Source organism: Nonomuraea sp. NPDC048916, from assembly GCF_040649575.1.
Taxonomy (GTDB): Bacteria; Actinomycetota; Actinomycetes; order Streptosporangiales; family Streptosporangiaceae; genus Nonomuraea.
Genome location: NZ_JBEZFS010000009.1, coordinates 204,337 through 218,616 on the forward strand (window position 1 = coordinate 204,337; position 14,280 = coordinate 218,616).

15 protein-coding genes and 1 pseudogene are annotated in these 14,280 nt (G+C 68.0%); 5 read left to right on the forward strand and 11 right to left on the reverse strand.

What is annotated here, in order from left to right; all coding sequences use genetic code 11:
• Window position 1: 1 nt before the first annotated feature.
• On the reverse strand, window positions 2-358 hold the full coding sequence (locus tag AB0C16_RS11825; RefSeq protein WP_357681611.1) for a DUF1048 domain-containing protein: 357 nt from the start codon (window positions 356-358) through the stop codon (window positions 2-4).
• On the reverse strand, window positions 355-681 hold the full coding sequence (locus AB0C16_RS11830) for a PadR family transcriptional regulator (protein ID WP_357681613.1): 327 nt from the start codon (window positions 679-681) through the stop codon (window positions 355-357). The genes AB0C16_RS11825 and AB0C16_RS11830 overlap by 4 nt, the downstream gene beginning before the upstream one ends.
• Before the next feature lie 301 nt (window positions 682-982).
• Here AB0C16_RS11830 and AB0C16_RS11835 point away from each other — a divergent pair, with 301 nt between their 5' ends.
• From AB0C16_RS11835 to AB0C16_RS11845, 3 genes are read left to right on the forward strand one after another with little or no spacing between them, the layout of a single operon-like run.
• Complete coding sequence (locus tag AB0C16_RS11835; protein WP_357681615.1) at window positions 983-1,402, forward strand: hypothetical protein; 420 nt, start codon at window positions 983-985, stop codon at window positions 1,400-1,402.
• Window positions 1,399-1,614 (forward strand): Tn3 family transposase, encoded by a 216-nt coding sequence (locus tag AB0C16_RS11840; protein ID WP_357681617.1) that lies wholly within the window; start codon window positions 1,399-1,401, stop codon window positions 1,612-1,614. Before AB0C16_RS11835 ends, AB0C16_RS11840 begins: the two co-directional genes overlap by 4 nt.
• A gap of 8 nt (window positions 1,615-1,622) precedes the next feature.
• A complete protein-coding gene (locus AB0C16_RS11845) occupies window positions 1,623-1,829 on the forward strand; it encodes a hypothetical protein (protein WP_357681619.1) in 207 nt (68 codons plus the stop codon).
• Here AB0C16_RS11845 and AB0C16_RS11850 read toward each other — a convergent pair.
• The 7 genes and pseudogenes from AB0C16_RS11850 to AB0C16_RS11880 form a co-directional block, all read right to left on the reverse strand.
• The gene (locus AB0C16_RS11850) at window positions 1,814-2,659 is read right to left on the reverse strand and encodes a recombinase family protein (protein ID WP_357681621.1); all 846 of its coding nucleotides are present in this window, start codon (window positions 2,657-2,659) and stop codon (window positions 1,814-1,816) included. The two genes, AB0C16_RS11845 and AB0C16_RS11850, sit on opposite strands and share 16 nt — an antisense overlap.
• A 131-nt stretch (window positions 2,660-2,790) precedes the next feature.
• Window positions 2,791-3,174 (reverse strand): hypothetical protein, encoded by a 384-nt coding sequence (locus AB0C16_RS11855; RefSeq protein WP_357681623.1) that lies wholly within the window; start codon window positions 3,172-3,174, stop codon window positions 2,791-2,793.
• A 180-nt stretch (window positions 3,175-3,354) separates the two neighbouring features.
• Window positions 3,355-4,356 carry a hypothetical protein gene (locus AB0C16_RS11860; protein ID WP_357681625.1) on the reverse strand — a complete coding sequence of 334 codons (1,002 nt, stop codon included), beginning with the start codon at window positions 4,354-4,356 and terminating at the stop codon, window positions 3,355-3,357.
• 292 nt (window positions 4,357-4,648) lie between these two features.
• Entirely contained in the window at window positions 4,649-5,230 is a 582-nt protein-coding gene (locus AB0C16_RS11865) for a dihydrofolate reductase family protein (RefSeq protein ID WP_357681627.1), read from the reverse strand.
• A 66-nt stretch (window positions 5,231-5,296) separates the two neighbouring features.
• Window positions 5,297-6,136, reverse strand: coding sequence for a helix-turn-helix domain-containing protein (locus tag AB0C16_RS11870; RefSeq protein WP_357681629.1), 840 nt, complete (start codon window positions 6,134-6,136; stop codon window positions 5,297-5,299).
• 98 nt (window positions 6,137-6,234) lie between these two features.
• Window positions 6,235-7,779 (reverse strand): annotated as a pseudogene (locus tag AB0C16_RS11875) (transposase).
• A 9-nt stretch (window positions 7,780-7,788) separates the two neighbouring features.
• Window positions 7,789-8,442, reverse strand: coding sequence for a TetR/AcrR family transcriptional regulator C-terminal domain-containing protein (locus AB0C16_RS11880; RefSeq protein ID WP_357681631.1), 654 nt, complete (start codon window positions 8,440-8,442; stop codon window positions 7,789-7,791).
• A gap of 85 nt (window positions 8,443-8,527) precedes the next feature.
• Here AB0C16_RS11880 and AB0C16_RS11885 point away from each other — a divergent pair, with 85 nt between their 5' ends.
• Window positions 8,528-9,025 carry a hypothetical protein gene (locus AB0C16_RS11885; RefSeq protein WP_357681633.1) on the forward strand — a complete coding sequence of 166 codons (498 nt, stop codon included), beginning with the start codon at window positions 8,528-8,530 and terminating at the stop codon, window positions 9,023-9,025.
• A gap of 310 nt (window positions 9,026-9,335) precedes the next feature.
• Here the strand turns inward: AB0C16_RS11885 and AB0C16_RS11890 are convergent, their stop codons facing one another.
• Window positions 9,336-10,583: a hypothetical protein gene (locus tag AB0C16_RS11890; protein ID WP_357681635.1), complete on the reverse strand. Its 1,248-nt coding sequence runs from the start codon at window positions 10,581-10,583 to the stop codon at window positions 9,336-9,338.
• A gap of 925 nt (window positions 10,584-11,508) precedes the next feature.
• A complete protein-coding gene (locus AB0C16_RS11895; protein ID WP_357681637.1) occupies window positions 11,509-12,555 on the reverse strand; it encodes a tyrosine-type recombinase/integrase in 1,047 nt (348 codons plus the stop codon).
• 365 nt (window positions 12,556-12,920) lie between these two features.
• Here AB0C16_RS11895 and AB0C16_RS11900 point away from each other — a divergent pair, with 365 nt between their 5' ends.
• Entirely contained in the window at window positions 12,921-13,844 is a 924-nt protein-coding gene (locus AB0C16_RS11900) for a hypothetical protein (protein WP_357681639.1), read from the forward strand.
• Window positions 13,845-14,280: the final 436 nt, after the last annotated feature.

A 14,280-nucleotide genomic window follows, 5' to 3' on the forward strand; every position in this document is an offset into this window, starting at 1 on the left:
GTCAGCCTCCTAGCTGGCCCAATTTCCTTGCGACGTTCCTGTTCAACTGCTCGCGCCACCGGCCGCGAAAGCTCCGAGCCCCTTCTCCGCCGGCCAGCGCCGCGCAGAAGCCCTCGATGTCGTCACCCAGCACCTCGTGAATGCTCCGCCCATCGGCCGCTGTCTCTTCGAGCAGCCCCAGAGCACTGTCGAGAATCGGCATCAGGTTTCGGCCAGTGAAGTCCGAGTAGGGAAAAAGATGACCCTTGATCTCTTCCCACGCCGCCCGGTAGTCGGCCGACAATGCCTCGGCCCGAACTTCGAACGCCTTCCATTCCCTGGTGAGATCGCTGCCTGTCATGGTCTCCCAGAAGTTCATCTCCCGCCCTCCTTGAGCTTGTCGATCCGTGATGTGATGTACTCCCATTTCGCCCAGAACGTCGCGAGTTCTTCGCGTCCCGCGTCGTTGAGCGCATAGAACTTGCGCGGCGGGCCCAGCCCGGACGGTCGTTTCGTCACCTGGACGAGCCCGTTCTTCTCCAGTCGCAGCAGGATGGTGTAAACCGTCCCCTCGACGACGTCGGCGAAGCCGAGCTCGTTCAGCCGGCGCGTGATGGCGTACCCGTAGGTCTCCTCGCTGCCGAGGATTTCAAGCACGCAGCCCTCAAGCGTGCCCTTCAGCATCTCCGTCAGGTCGTCCATCGCGGGTCCTCTTCCGTCTTCTTGGTACTCTGTGGTGCCGAGTACCACTATACGGTACCACAGAGTAGTGGGCCATGCCCAGCAAGCGGTGAGCACAGACCACGGAAGCGATTCGAATCATCGCCGCCGCGCTCGGTGCGCGGCAGGTGAGGGGGACTGGAGGTTGCCTGGCGGCGGGGCGTTGTTGTGCGGGCCGAACGCGATCCATGATCCCTGTTCGGACATGACGACCAAGTGAGCTCGTCTGTGCAGGTATTGCGTCTCAAGTTCGCTACCTCGCGTAGGCGGGCGGCGGGCGTTCTTGCACGAGCTGAAGGAGGACCCGGGCACCTTCCAACTGGACACGCTGCTGGCCGAGATCGTGAAGCTGGATCGGGTTGAGGCGATCGGCCTTCCCGCCACCTTGTTTGACGGGGTCTCCGAGAAGGTCGGGCCCGGCTGGCGGGCCCGAGCGATGAAGATGTACCCCTCCGACTTCGACGCCGCCCCGGTCCCGATCCGCATCACGCTGCTGGCGGCGTTGTGTCGTGTGCGGCAGGCCGAGATCACCGATGGTCTGGTGGAGCTGCTGGTCCACCTCGTGCACAAGATCAGCGTGCGGGCGGAGAAGAAGGTCGAAGGCGAGCGCAACGCCGAGTTCCGGCGGGCCCAGGGCAGAAGCAGGTCGAGCCCGAGAACCTGGAGGCGCTTAAGAGAGAGATCGCCCGCCGCTGGGACGTGATCGACCTGCTGGACCTGATCAAGAACGTCGACCACGCAACCCAGTTCACCGCTGAGTTCACCTCAGTCGCCTCACGCACCATCACCGAGCCGGAGGTGCTGCGCCGACGGCTGCTGCTGTGCACCTTCGGGCTGGGCACCAACATGGGCATCAAGCGGGTCGCCGACGGCACCGCGGTGACAGCTTGGTCCAGGCCGCGATCGTCTACTTGAACACCCGGATGGTGCAGATCGTTTTGGCCGAGCCGAAGTGGCGCAAGAAACTCACCGACGCCGACCGGCGCGGCCTGTCCGCGCTGTTCTGGAGCCATCTGAACCTGTACGGCAAGTTCGAGCTCGACATGAGCAAACAGCTCGACCTCGGGCCAGACCTCGTTGGGTCAGGCCATGAGGCGGGCCCCGACCTGGAGGTTCAGCAGCCCACCTGACCCGCACTTCGGGGCGTTGCCCTCTGTCGCCCAAGCCTCGCCCAACGGCAGCAGCCCTGCCGAATCTTGCGCCTCATGCTTGGTGGCCGCGGCGTCGGCTTCGGCCAGGCGCGATACAACGAGGCGAGCGAAGGGCGTTTGCCAACGTTCTTTCCCGTGGTGATGGTCAGCTTGGCGGCGATCTCGGGGATCGGGACCCCCTTGGCACGCAGTGCCAGAGCGAAGGTGAGCATGTCCTCGTCGATCACCTTGGGGCGGCCGCCGTGGTTGCCGCGTGCGGCCGCGATCTGCTGCCTCTCCAGGGTCTTGTCGCGGATGTAGTCACGGTCGAGTTGCGCGGATACCGCCAGCACCGCGAACAGCATCGCGCCCAGCCCGTTCGGGTCGTAGATCCCGGTCAGCGGCCCGGTCAGCAACTCCAGCTGGATCCCGGTGGCCTGCAACCCGCTGGCCAGCGTCATCAGCTCGGTGGCGTTGCGGGCGGGCCGTCCACGCTCAGGCCGATTCTCGTGCACAGTGAAGATGACCGTCTGACCGGGCGCGGCCGACTTGATGTCCCGGCGCAGCGTGAGCGCGGCATCCAGCTCGGCCCGCACCTTCACCCGCGTCGAGGCCTTCTCGTAGAAGATCCGCGTGCACCCGGCCGCACGCAACGCCGCCAACTGACCTTCCAGCTCCTGATTCTTGGTCGAGCAGCGCGCGTACCCGATCCGCCCAGTCTCGCAGAACCCTCTCCCGCAACCGGAGAGTTCTGCGAGGAGTTCTGCGAACAGCCACCTGCGCGAACGCGACCGCCAGACGCACGAGCTGCGTCTCGCAGAACTGGTCATTTCTGCGAATCACGCATGTGATACCAAGGACGAGCAGGGCCTGACGGTTGCCAAGCCGGTGGTGACCTTGGAGCATCTCCTTACCGACGCGTGCGACGTTCCAGGAGCGCCCTGTGATCATCGAGGATCTGTTAGAGCCGGAACTTGCCCTCTGGGACGCGTTTCCCGCAGCGCGTCCTGTAGATCTTCCCGGCACGCCCGTTCGGGCTGCGATCATCGCAAAAATGCTGCTCGGCGCCCGGGAACGCCTTGCAGGGCAGACGCCTGGCATGCACCTGTCCGGAGCCCTGATCACCGGCCGGTTGGACCTGTCGTATGCCGAGGTTCAACATCCTCTGATCTTGACTGAGTGCGCTTTCGAGGAAGCGCCGATCTTCACCGGAGCCCACACCGGCCTGGTCGACCTCGCGGCTTCCCGGTTGCCCGGACTGCAGGCTGCAGATGCCGTGATCGGCGGGGGCCTGCGCCTGGAAAGCTGTGTGATGGATGGTCCGATTCAGCTCGGTGGAGCCCATGTGTCCGGGACGGTGAATCTCAGCGGCACGGTGATCCACGCAGATCTGGCCGTCCAGGCCGACGGCCTGATCGTCGACCGTGATCTTCTGTGTGCGAACGCCGTCATCGACGGTGAGTTACGCGTCGTGGGCGCCAGGATCGGCGGGAGGATGGCCCTCGATGGCGCGCGGGTTGGGCGGTCAGGCGGCTTCAGTCTCACCGCCGAGGGGATCGTCATTGACGGCGGGTTGTCGTGTGGTCACGGCTTCCACTCTTACGGCGAGCTGAGCGTGCAGGATGCCCGGGTGGGACGCCGATGCGTGTTCAGCGGAGCCCGGCTGTCCCACCCCGACGGCATCGCCCTGAACGCGGAAAGGCTCACCGTCGAGGGCGGGTTGCTCATCAATGAGGGCTTCACGGCCGAGGGGGAAGTCCTTTTTGCGTGGCGCCCACGTGGCCGGTTCGCTCTCCTTCGCCCTGGCGAATCTCGTCAATCCGGGAGGACGCGCGCTGAACGCGCCGCTGATGGAGATCGGCAGCGGGCTGCAAGCCACACCGGGCTTTGTGGCGAGCGGAGAGGTATTCCTGGACTCCACCCAGGTGCGCGGCTCGCTCAATGTCGACGGCGGGAAGCTGTCCAACCCGGGTGCGACGGCGCTTTCACTGCGGCGGCTGGGGGTTAGCGGCATGCCTTTGCGCGCCGAGAGCGGGACGTCGTCGTCGTCCAGAGCGACGAGCTCGGCGATCCGGACGCCGGAGTAGAACAGCAGCCGGCCGATGGCGCGGTCGCGGGCGAGGGGGCGGCGTTCGACGGCGCGCAGGTAGCGCTTCTGCTGGCGGGCGTCCAGGGCGCGGGGCGCGAGCTTGGGGGCGTCGTCGCGGCGGACGACGGCGGGGCCGAGTCCGAGCTGGGTGAAGAAGTGGTCCAACGCGGTGAGGTGGGCGTTGACGGTATTCGACGCGCGGCGCAGCACGGTCTTCATGTGGGTCTTGTAGTCGCGAATGGCGAAGTCGCGGTCGTGGGCGTCGGTGAGCGGGTCTCCACCGAGGCCGCTGGCCTCCAGCCAGGCGAGGAAGGTCCGGACCCGGGAGTCGTAGGCGCGGCGGGTGTCGCCGTCCAGCGGGGGCCGCTTCAGCGCTGCGGCGTAGGCGGCGTGGATCGTGGTGAACGCCTCGGGTACCGCTTGGTGCTGCCGCCCCACATCGCCCTCGCAATATCAGAAGTTGATCAGAAGCTCTGATGGGAGGGCGGCGTCGGCGCGTTGATCGGGCCCAAAGTCGCGAGGCCACGCTCAGGCCAAGTCCGTTCGGGGGTCGGCCAAGATACGACGGAACCGGCAACCAGTGATCTTGAGTTGAACTTGCCGCAGGTGAGGTGCTGGGGCGGATCGGCGTCGGCTGCCCGACCAGGGACAGCGATGCGCAAACGCAACCGGAGGCCCGATCTTGTGTCACCGTTCGCAGTGGACTTCTTCGCGTACCCGCTCAGATCGGTCAACGGCGCACCCGATAGCGCAGGTGAAGCACCCGGTTGCCCTGAATCACCACGTCAGGATCCTCCAACAGGTGCTGCACGTGGACCGACCCGAAGTAGCGCTTGCCGGACCCGAACACGACGGGTACGACGTCCATGCGCACCTCGTCGATCAGGCCCGCGGCAAGCACCTGGCCACCGACGTCGCCAGCGGCGACCTCGACCATGCGGTCACCCGCAAGCTCCTGCGCCTTGGCCACGGCTGCCTCGACGCCGTCGACGAAGTGAAACGGCGCCTCGGGGTCCCAGCCCTCGGGCATCGGCCGGTGCGACACGACGACCACGTGGTCGACCCCGCTCGGAGGCTTCCCGTCCCAGCCGTCCGTCAGGTCGAAGACGTGGCGGCCGACGATCGTGACTCCGATCTGGTCCCAGTACGCCCGGGTGTAGTCGTAGGACGTCTGCGACACCTTCACCTCGCCGCTCTCGTCCAACGGGACGTCACCGTTGGACAACCAGTCGAACAGCGGTCCGGGCTGGTCATTCTCGTCCGCGACGAAGCCGTCCACCGACACCGAGCTGTACATGACCACCTTGCCCACGGGGCTCTCCTCTGCTTTGGGGTGCCCCCAAATTAGCGTGTCGTGAGCTGTCGCTCTTGTAAGAAATCAATCGGCCGGCAGCGGCCAGCCGTCCAGCGCGTGGCCGGGATGTTCGCGCAGGAACCGCCGCCGGACTTCGACGTACCGGGTCGGCGTGAGCCCGGTGAACGCCCGGAACTCGTGGCCGAAGTGGGCCTGGTCGAAGTAGCCTGCGCCACCGGCGAGGTCGCCCCAGTCGATCGGTCCGGCGGGGTTGATCGCGAACACGGTGGCGGCGAAGCGGTAGGTGCGGGCCAGCCGCTTCGGCGTGACGCCGATGAGCTCCTTGAACCGCTGTGCCAGATGAGTGCTGCTGACACCGACTGCCACGCTCAGGTCGCCGATCGCCACCGCCCCGCTGGTCGCCGCGATGACGCTGCTCGTATGGCGGACCAGCCCCAGGCCGGCGGTCTCGCACAGCCGTCGTATCAGCTCCTCCTCGAGCAGCGTCAGCATCTCGTGCGGTCCGTCCGCCGTGGCCAGCCGGTCTCGCAGCTCAGCAATGGCGGGCCGGCCCCAAACCTGCTCTACCGTCACCGACCGGTCACACAGCTCGGCCGCGGGCATCGGCAGGAACGGCGCCAGCCCCCACGGCTTGAAGTGCACGCCGACGGACCGGGTCCGGAGTGGGTAGCCGAACTCCAGCGCGCGGGTGGGCGTGGTGACCACGCAGCCGTCGGCGTACTCGGCCGTCTCGATGTCGGTGCCGGCGCGGATGCGGAACGGCGCCCCGAGGTTGACGATGAGCAACGCCGACGGCATCGGCGGCAGCGTCAGCCGGGCGTACGGCGGCGCACCCTCCAGGTAGTAAAGGTCGTCGATCAGCCCGTCCAGCGGCGGTCGCGGCACTCTGGACACGTACTCCACGCCCACAGTATCGCCGACGCCCCGCCGGCATCGAGCGCCGGCATCGAGCGCCGGGATGGTCCAGCCGCGCTGCCGCCGGAACGGGCGAGCGTCCGGCGTTACGCAGTCGGCAGGTCGGTGAGGTCCAGGCGCCGGTCGGTGCGCAGCTGGATCTCACCGTAGGGGGTCATGTTGGTGTGGAACAGCGGCGTGAGCCCGCGCCGGTCGGCGTCGGTCAGGACGTTCTCCCACTCGGGTAGGGCGAGGGTGTCCTGGATCATCAGCGTGTTGATCAGACCGAGGGCCGACTGGAGAATGTGCAGGCACAACATCCCGGTTCCTGTTCTTCGCGCCGGTTGGAGGCGAGCTCTCCGCGCTTGCCGAACTTGATGTAGTCGCCTGCGCCGTTGTAGTTCTCCACCACGTTCAGCCCGGATTCGGTCTCCCGATGAAGATCGCGGTCGCGAAGCCAGCGGGCCAGGAAGACGGTGCGCTGGGCGCGGCCGACCTCCAGCATCGCGGCGTAGGCGGGGGGTCTCGCTGGTGAACCGGCGCAGCAGGGCCTCGGTGGAGGCGGTCCGCAGCCGGATCGCGGTGGCGTACTTCATCATGATGTCGTAGTTCTGGGTGATGATGTCCCACCGGATCGGCCTGGTCAGCGCGGGTCCGAGCAACGGGTAGGAGAAGTCCTCGCCCCGGCCGGGCACATACAGCTTCATCTTGTTGATCTGCTTGAACCGGGCGACCAGGTCGAAGTCCAGCAGCCGGGTGATCCCGAACCCGACGAACGAGGCGCCGTGGGAGTCGACGAAGTTCTGCTCGATCTCCATGTCGGTGCCGTGCCGCATCGCGCCCTCGACCATGGCGTGCACCTCGGACGCGGAGCAGGAGATCAGCTGGGAGTGGACGGCCATGGACCCGCCGGTTTCGACCGTCCAGTAGATCAGCACGCCGCGCTTGGCCCTGCGGTAGCGGGAGTGCCACTCGGTGAAGATGTTCTGATCGAAGGCCGACAAGTGAGTGGAATCCGAGGCGACCGCGGTCGTGCCCTCGCCCCACAGGGCGGCCTGCCGGACAGCGAAGGTCGCGTTGGCGATCACCCGGGCGACCTCGCGGCAGGCCTCGACGGTCAGATAGCGGCGGCGCGCGTGCCGAAGGTCGTCCTCGGTGTGGGGATGGTCGCCGGCGGCGACCGCGCGGATCCCGGTCCCCGTCCCGTAGGCGTAGATCAGCAGCAGGAGCCGTTCAAACAGCACCGCCGCGTCCAGGTGGTTCTGCGTCCCGGCCGGGGTGAAGACGTTCAGGCAGCCCGTCCGCAGGGCCGTCTCGGTCAGCATGTCCATCAGCGGGACGACGCCCCACCGGTCCCGGATCGCCGCCTTCAGCCGGCGCAGGTTGCGCGGTTCCGGGGCGGCGTCCAGCGGGGTGAGATGGATCGCCCCGGCGTTGCGCCGTTCGGCGATCTTCAGCCAGGCCAGGCCCTTCCCGGCCAGGGCGTCGTTCAGCGCCGACAGTTCGGCGTCCATCTCGCCCCGGAGCTGGTCGATGAACGCCTGCGGATCCAGCGGTTTGCGGAGTTTGGCGTAGTTCTCGGCCCGCCTGTCCTCGAAGGGGTTAAACGGCTTTAGCCCGGTGGACCGGAAGGCAGCCAGTCCCGGGCACATGCCGCGTGATCAACCTCGAGCGGCGCGCGACTCCAAGCCGGTAAGCAGAGTGTGGAGCCCGAACTCGAAGGGATCTTCGGGCGGGGAGGCGGTGATGGAGCCGAGCCGGACTCGCAGGCGAGGAAAGTCCTGGGCGATCTCGACTATCTCTGCGGTGATCTCCCGCAGCTCCTGTTCGGCATCAGCTCCGCTTCGGCGCAGGCGCGCCAGCCAGGCCGCCTGCGCCGCCTCACCCTGCGCCGCGCCGATCACGAACATGAGCACGGTTGCAGCCGCCTGATCGGCCGCGCTTTCGGTGAACCCGGCACTCTCGTAGACCATCAAGCACTGCTCATCGAAGCGAGCCTTGTTGGGGCCGTAGATGAGGTGGGTACTCATGGCCGGGATCAGCCAGAAGTGCCGGACGACCATGGCATACGCACCACGCGCCAGGGATGCGGCAGCTTCTCGCCAACCGGCCCCGGCCGGATCGGGCAGTGCGATCTCGCCGAACACGTGGTCGGCGGCGAGGACTACCAGCTTGTTCTTGCTCTCCACGTGGTGATACATCGCCGATGCAGCCGATCCCAGGTGTGCGCCCAACCGGCGCATGTTCAGCCCGTTCACGCCCTCCGCGTCGAGCACCGCGACGGCGGCCCGGACGATCTGCTCCCTGGTCAGCATGGGGCTCAGCCTAGCCGCCGTTGAACTTAGTTCAATCCCAGGCTACGTTGTTGAACTAAGTTCACCCGTTCATCGAGGAGCCCCCGTGCCCATCGTTGTCACCCTTCAATTGCTGTTGGCTCTGACGTATCTGCTTGTCCCACTCGCTGGCCACCGGTACGGCAGCGCGGCCCAGCAAGCCGCCGATACCGAGATCCAGCGGCAAGGCCGTGATCGTGCCGTGCTGGTCGAGCACGGCCTCGACTTCACCGCCGGCACCGCCGGCGTGGCGGTGTCAATGGCGATCGCCCTGGGCCTGGCCGCGCTCGCCGTACTGAACCTCAACGACCAACCACTGCTCACCTGGATCCTCCAGCCCATCCTGCTGATCGTCGGCGGCTTCATCACCACCGCCCAGGTCTTCGTCGTCCGGTACGTGGAGGCCGCGCTCCGAAAGTCCGGCACCACAGACATCGATGCCAAGGCTCTGATGAGGGCAGCCGAGGCGGCCTTCCCCAGATGGTTCCGCACCCTAGTCCTGGCGCGCTTTCTCCTCACGACCGCGGGCTCGCTGGCCATCCTCCTCTTGCTCGCTGTTTCCTGATCGAAGCAAAACAGGTCTTTCATCACCATCAGGGACATCTCTTCCCCTGGACCTCAAGATCCAGTCTCCAAGGTGTCCACGCTCAAGGGGGAACGCCCGCACGAGTCTTACCGACACCCCGACCTGCGAGAACTGCGTTAACGCCGGATTCCGTTCCAAATCACTCTGACCCCCGATTCCAGCGCTAGCCCCGAAGGATCAACCAAGTGGCGGGCTCGCCGTAGCTATTGGAGTCCAGGCCCTGACCACGGGAGGCCTTCCCGAGCTGACGGTCGGACGGCGGTCTCGCGTACCGGAAGCCGGCAACAGGTCAGCGGGCCTTCAGCTCGGCCGCCACGGCCCGTTCGCGCAGCTCGGCGGCCTCCGTCCGGGCGGCGTCGAGCTGTGCGCGGAGATCCTCCAGCCGCGCCCGCTCCAGCCGCAGCTCCCCCAGCAACTGATCGCGCTCGCCCGCCACGACGTCGGTCCGTTCCCGTTCTGCCGCCGCGCTCTCCTCGGCCAATGAGAGCGCGGCGGCGGCGTCCTCCGCGGCCTTCACCCGTTCGCCCATCGCGGCCAGCTCCCGCTCGGCCTGCCGCCTCGCCCGCCCGGCCGCCGCCACCTCGGTCGCGGCGGCCTCGCGCGCCTGCGCCACGCCGTTGAGCGTGACGGCCCGGTCCCGGTCAGCCTCCGCCGCCTTCCGTTCGGCGCCTTCGGCGCGGGCGACGGCTCGATCGCGTTCCTGGCCGGCGGCCTCCGCCCTGGCCTGCGCCGCCGCCAGCTCCCGCTCGGCCTCCTGCCTCGCCCGTCCGGCCGCCGCCACCTCCTCGCGCGCCAGGTCGCGCTCGGTCCGCGCCAGCTCGGCGTCCTTCGCCGCCCGTACGGCCCGCGCCTGCGCCTCATCCGTGCGAGCCTCGGCCGCCTCCGCCCGTTCGGTGAGCTCCTGAACCGCCCGCACCCTGGCCAGCTCCGCCAGCTCGGCACGCTGGAGCGCCTCGTCGGCCCGCCGCTCGGCCTGATCAGCGCGACGGCCGGCCTCCTCGGCGCTCTGCAGGGCCTGCCGCTCGGTGCTGGCCGCCTCCCGCAGCGCGGCCAGCGCCTGCTCGCGTGCCCGCTCGGCATCCCGCAACGCGGTGTCCCGTTCGCCTTCGGCCTCCTCGACCCGCAGCCGCATCGCCCCGGCCTCGCGGCGCGCGTGCTCGGCCGCCTCCCGGGCCAGGCGCACCTGCTCGAACGCCTGCTCCCGCTCGGTGCGCGCGATGGCGACCCGGGTGTGCGCCTCCGCCTGCACGGCGCTCAGCCTGGCCTCCACCCCGGCCGGGCTCAACTCCTCGGCCAGCGCCCGGGCCAGCGGCTCGATGGCCGCAGCCAGCCCGCTCTCCATCCGGTCGTACAGCTGCTCGGCCCTGGCCAACGCCCCCTCCAGGCCCGGAGTGGCCCGTCGCAGCTCGCGCTCCCGCTTGGCCGTCGCCTGGCAATCCCCTTCGGGACAGTAGGCCTTGGGCCGGCCTCTCCCCTGCCGCTGCTCGATCGGCGCCCCGCAGTGCTTGCACGGCGTCACCACAACACTCTCAGTCACGGCAGCACACTACCATTTTTGATTTTCTGGAAATTGAAATTCAGAAATTAAGATCTGTTGCGTGGATGGATTTCCAGCCAACTTGCGAGAAGGCAGGATTCCCACAAGTAGTCGATCGAACGGCACCTGGCCTCGGGGAACAACGGAACAGCTGAAGATTGCCGCTGTGACGCGCAGGCTCACTGACACTGGAAACGCAGATCTTTGACAACGGACGACGCGAACCTATGGCAGCGAGAGCCCTGTGCATAGTCCTCGAACTGCGGTTTTAAGAGTTCACGGCGTCGACTCCGAGGCGCGGAGCTATGACAGTGCCAGCGTTCCCATCAACGCCTCAGAACATCTGCGGAACGTTATCGGGGATCCGCTCGTGGTTCGCTGGTGAAGGTTACGGGCGAAGAAACCCAGCATCCATGTGGCCGATCTGGGCCTGCTAGGTCTGGATGGTCAAGAGCCTGACGAGCGCCCGTGGGGGGCGCCGTAGGTATAGGACCGAACCTCGCAAATGACGGCCATTTACGCCTTGACCTGCTCTCTTCCATTCCTGATACCTGCCATCATGACGAGGGTGTCGTGGGTGTTGCCGCTTGGCATGCAGGTTTTCTTGCCCTTCACGGGCGGGGCGAAGACCTTCTCTTGAAGAGGGCTGCTCTGTCATTGGTATGCGTCGGTGAGTGTCATAGTTCCGCGTGGTCACTGCCGCTATCTTGCGTCGCGGAGGTGCCATCCTTCACCCCCGCGCCGGATCTTGGCTGCTAGCGTGGGGACCTGAGCCCCGGGCTCGCCTCTGTTTCATGCGTCCCGGGGCACCGCCCATCCCCACCCTGTCCTGCTCCTGCGCCCGCACCATCTACGGGCGACGAACGCGGCTGAGGCGGAAGGCGTTGCTCTCGGGATTCGCCGCTGCCTTTTGCGTTTTTGCTGGTCAGAGACCTACATTGCGCATCGCGTTGTCGCGCCAGCGGTCGACGGCCCTGATGTACCGCAAAACCACCGGTGAGGCGGGGGCCCAGCGGCCGTGCTTGGCGATGACGGCGACCGGGACGCCGGCGGCGTAGGCCACGGTGGCGCCGCCGGCGCGCAGGCTGTGCGCGGTGACGGTCTCCGCGCTGGGCACGCGAGCGCGGACGGCGAGGTCGCGGACGATGGTATTCACGGCGTCGGCGCCGAGCGAGGGGCCGATCGTGCCGTGCCGATTGATCCGGCGCAGCAGCCGCCCGGAGACGTGCCCGGCCTGGTCGAGGACATGCAGCCAGTCGCGCCAGGCGGCGACGGGATCGGTGAGCGGGTGGCTGCCGCGCGGGATGGCGATGGTCTCACCGGTGGAGTCCTTGTCGGTCTTGGAGGTGCGGATGGTCACCTCGAGGCCGTCGGCGACCTCGCGTACGTCGTCGCGGGTGAGCGCGACGAGTTCGCTGCGGCGGCCCATCAGGGCCAGGCCGAGCACCAGCAGCAGCCGGTCGCGCCGCCCGGCCGGCGTGCCCAGGTCGCAGGCGCTGACCATGGCGCGCAGCGCGTCGATGGTGATGGGCGGGGCCTCGCGCTGAGCACGGCCGCCGGCCTCGGCGCGCCGGCGTTTGTAGGCGCGCAGCGCCAGGCGGGCGGACTCAGTGGCGGGCTCACCGGTGTGGCCGGCCAGCCGGTGCATGGTGCGCACCGCGGCGATGGCCTGCTCGATGCTGGCCGGGGACTGTCCGGCCTCGCACAGCTGCGAGGTGTATTCGGCCAGGGTGTGCGCGGTGGCGGGCAGCGCGATCCGGCCGTGGGTGGTGCACCAGGCGGTGAAGGTGGCCCATTGGCGGGCGTAGGCGCGGCGGGTGTTGGCCGGCACGCCGTCGGCGATCCGGGCCTGGGTGCCGGCGCTGAGGGTGTAGTCGGCGGCGGTATGCGCGGCGGCATTTTCTGGAGGCGGGTAAATCGGCGGCCGCTCCCCCAGTGCCGGGGCCGGCAGCGTCTCTCGCTCGTCGTGCACGCCCGTCTCCCGCCCGTTTTGGCGCCCGTCCAGCACCCAGTCCGGTGCCGGTTTCTAACCCGCGATAAGGAAGGTTATCACGGGTCAGGCCATTCTCTCCGACCGTTTGCGTACGAACGGAAATACTGCGTTCGCACGCTGCAAACGTTACTCTGCTGCTTGTGGCGAACAATCAGGAAACTGTGACGGCAGGCGTACCGGCTAAAAGCGACGACAAGGCAAATAGCGGGACGAGTGAGGAGCTACGGTGTGCCGGTCCCGGCTGCGCGAAAGCCCTGCCCGGGCGCAGCAGCCGCGCCAAGTACTGCAGTGACGCCTGCCGGGCTGCTGCCTACCGGGCACGCACCACCGCACACGCCGCCCCCGTGGCCAACGCGCTGCTGCGTGCCCAGGATCTGCTCGCCCCGCTGCTGGCCGCCGGGGAGCAGTGGCAGGCCGCCCAGGAGGCGCTGCTTAGCCAGTTGGCCGAGCTGAATACCGGTGCGCTGGCCCAGGTGGAGGCTGCCGAACAGGCCGCCGAGGAGGCGTGTGCCGCCGCCGCGGCGGCCGAGCAGCGCGCTACGACCGCGGCCAACACTGCCGCCACCCGGATCGCCGCCGCCGAGCAGGCCCGTGCTCAGGCCGAGACCGCCCGCGATCGTGCCGAGGAACGCGAACAGGACGCCTGGCGCCAGGTCGGCGAGCACCAGACCGCCCGCACCCAGGCCGAGCAGCTCACCGCCGACGCCGCCGACCGGCAGTGCCAGGCCGAGCACGACCGGGACACCGCCCGCCGGCGAACTGCCGAACTCACCGAGCTGCACGCCACCGCGACTGCCCGCATCACCGAACTGGAACGGCAGGTCAGTGACCAGCAGCACGAGCTCGCCGGCCTCCGCCGCCAATTGCAGGAACAGCAAGCCCGGACCCGGAAAGCCGAGCAGGAACGCGACCAGGCCCGAGGCACCGCCGCGGCGCACGCCGAGGAGGCCACCCGGCTACGCCAAGCACTGGCCGCCGAACAGCAGCGGCGCGAACACGCCGTCACCGCGACTGCCGTGGCCGAGCAGGCCCGTACCCTCACGGACCAGGCCAGAGCCGCCTCTCTCGGTGAGACCGAACGCCTGCGGGGCGAACTTGCCCACCTCGTTGACGCGCTCAAGAGCGCTCAGCAGCAACGCGAAGAGGCCGTCACGGCCGCCGCCGTTGCACAGGCGCTCCTGCGCGAGCAGCAATCCCATCGCGCACCGGATCAGAACGAACCCGAGGTCCCTGCTGGCATCACGACCCCAGGAGCATCGGAGTCATAAGCGGTGGATAGGGGTTCCACCCGCCCTCCGCCTCAAGATGGTGTTCGCCCTTGCGGCCCGGAAGCCTTGAAACGCGGTCCCAGACTGCAGGAGAGGGATCGATGTCTCCGCTGCCGCGAGCGCGATTTCCGCTCCGCTGTGTACAGATCGCCGCGATTGGCTGGCTCGACTGCCCCGCGCTGGGGAATCCACTCGGCGGCGGCGTTCATGCAACCGCTCCAGCTGGTCTGACGAGGAGGCGACACCGGGCCGAACCGACCAAGCCCAGCACCCCGACACCAAGCGCGATGAGCAATCGTCAAGACCTGTGGATCAAGCTTTTTCAGGCGGCTATCGATGGGTCCTCGACGGCCGGTGATTCCTCAGGCCGCTCGACGAGCTTGCCCTTGACGAACGTGGCCCCGGCGCGGACCAGGGCGACGAGATGAGGCGCGTT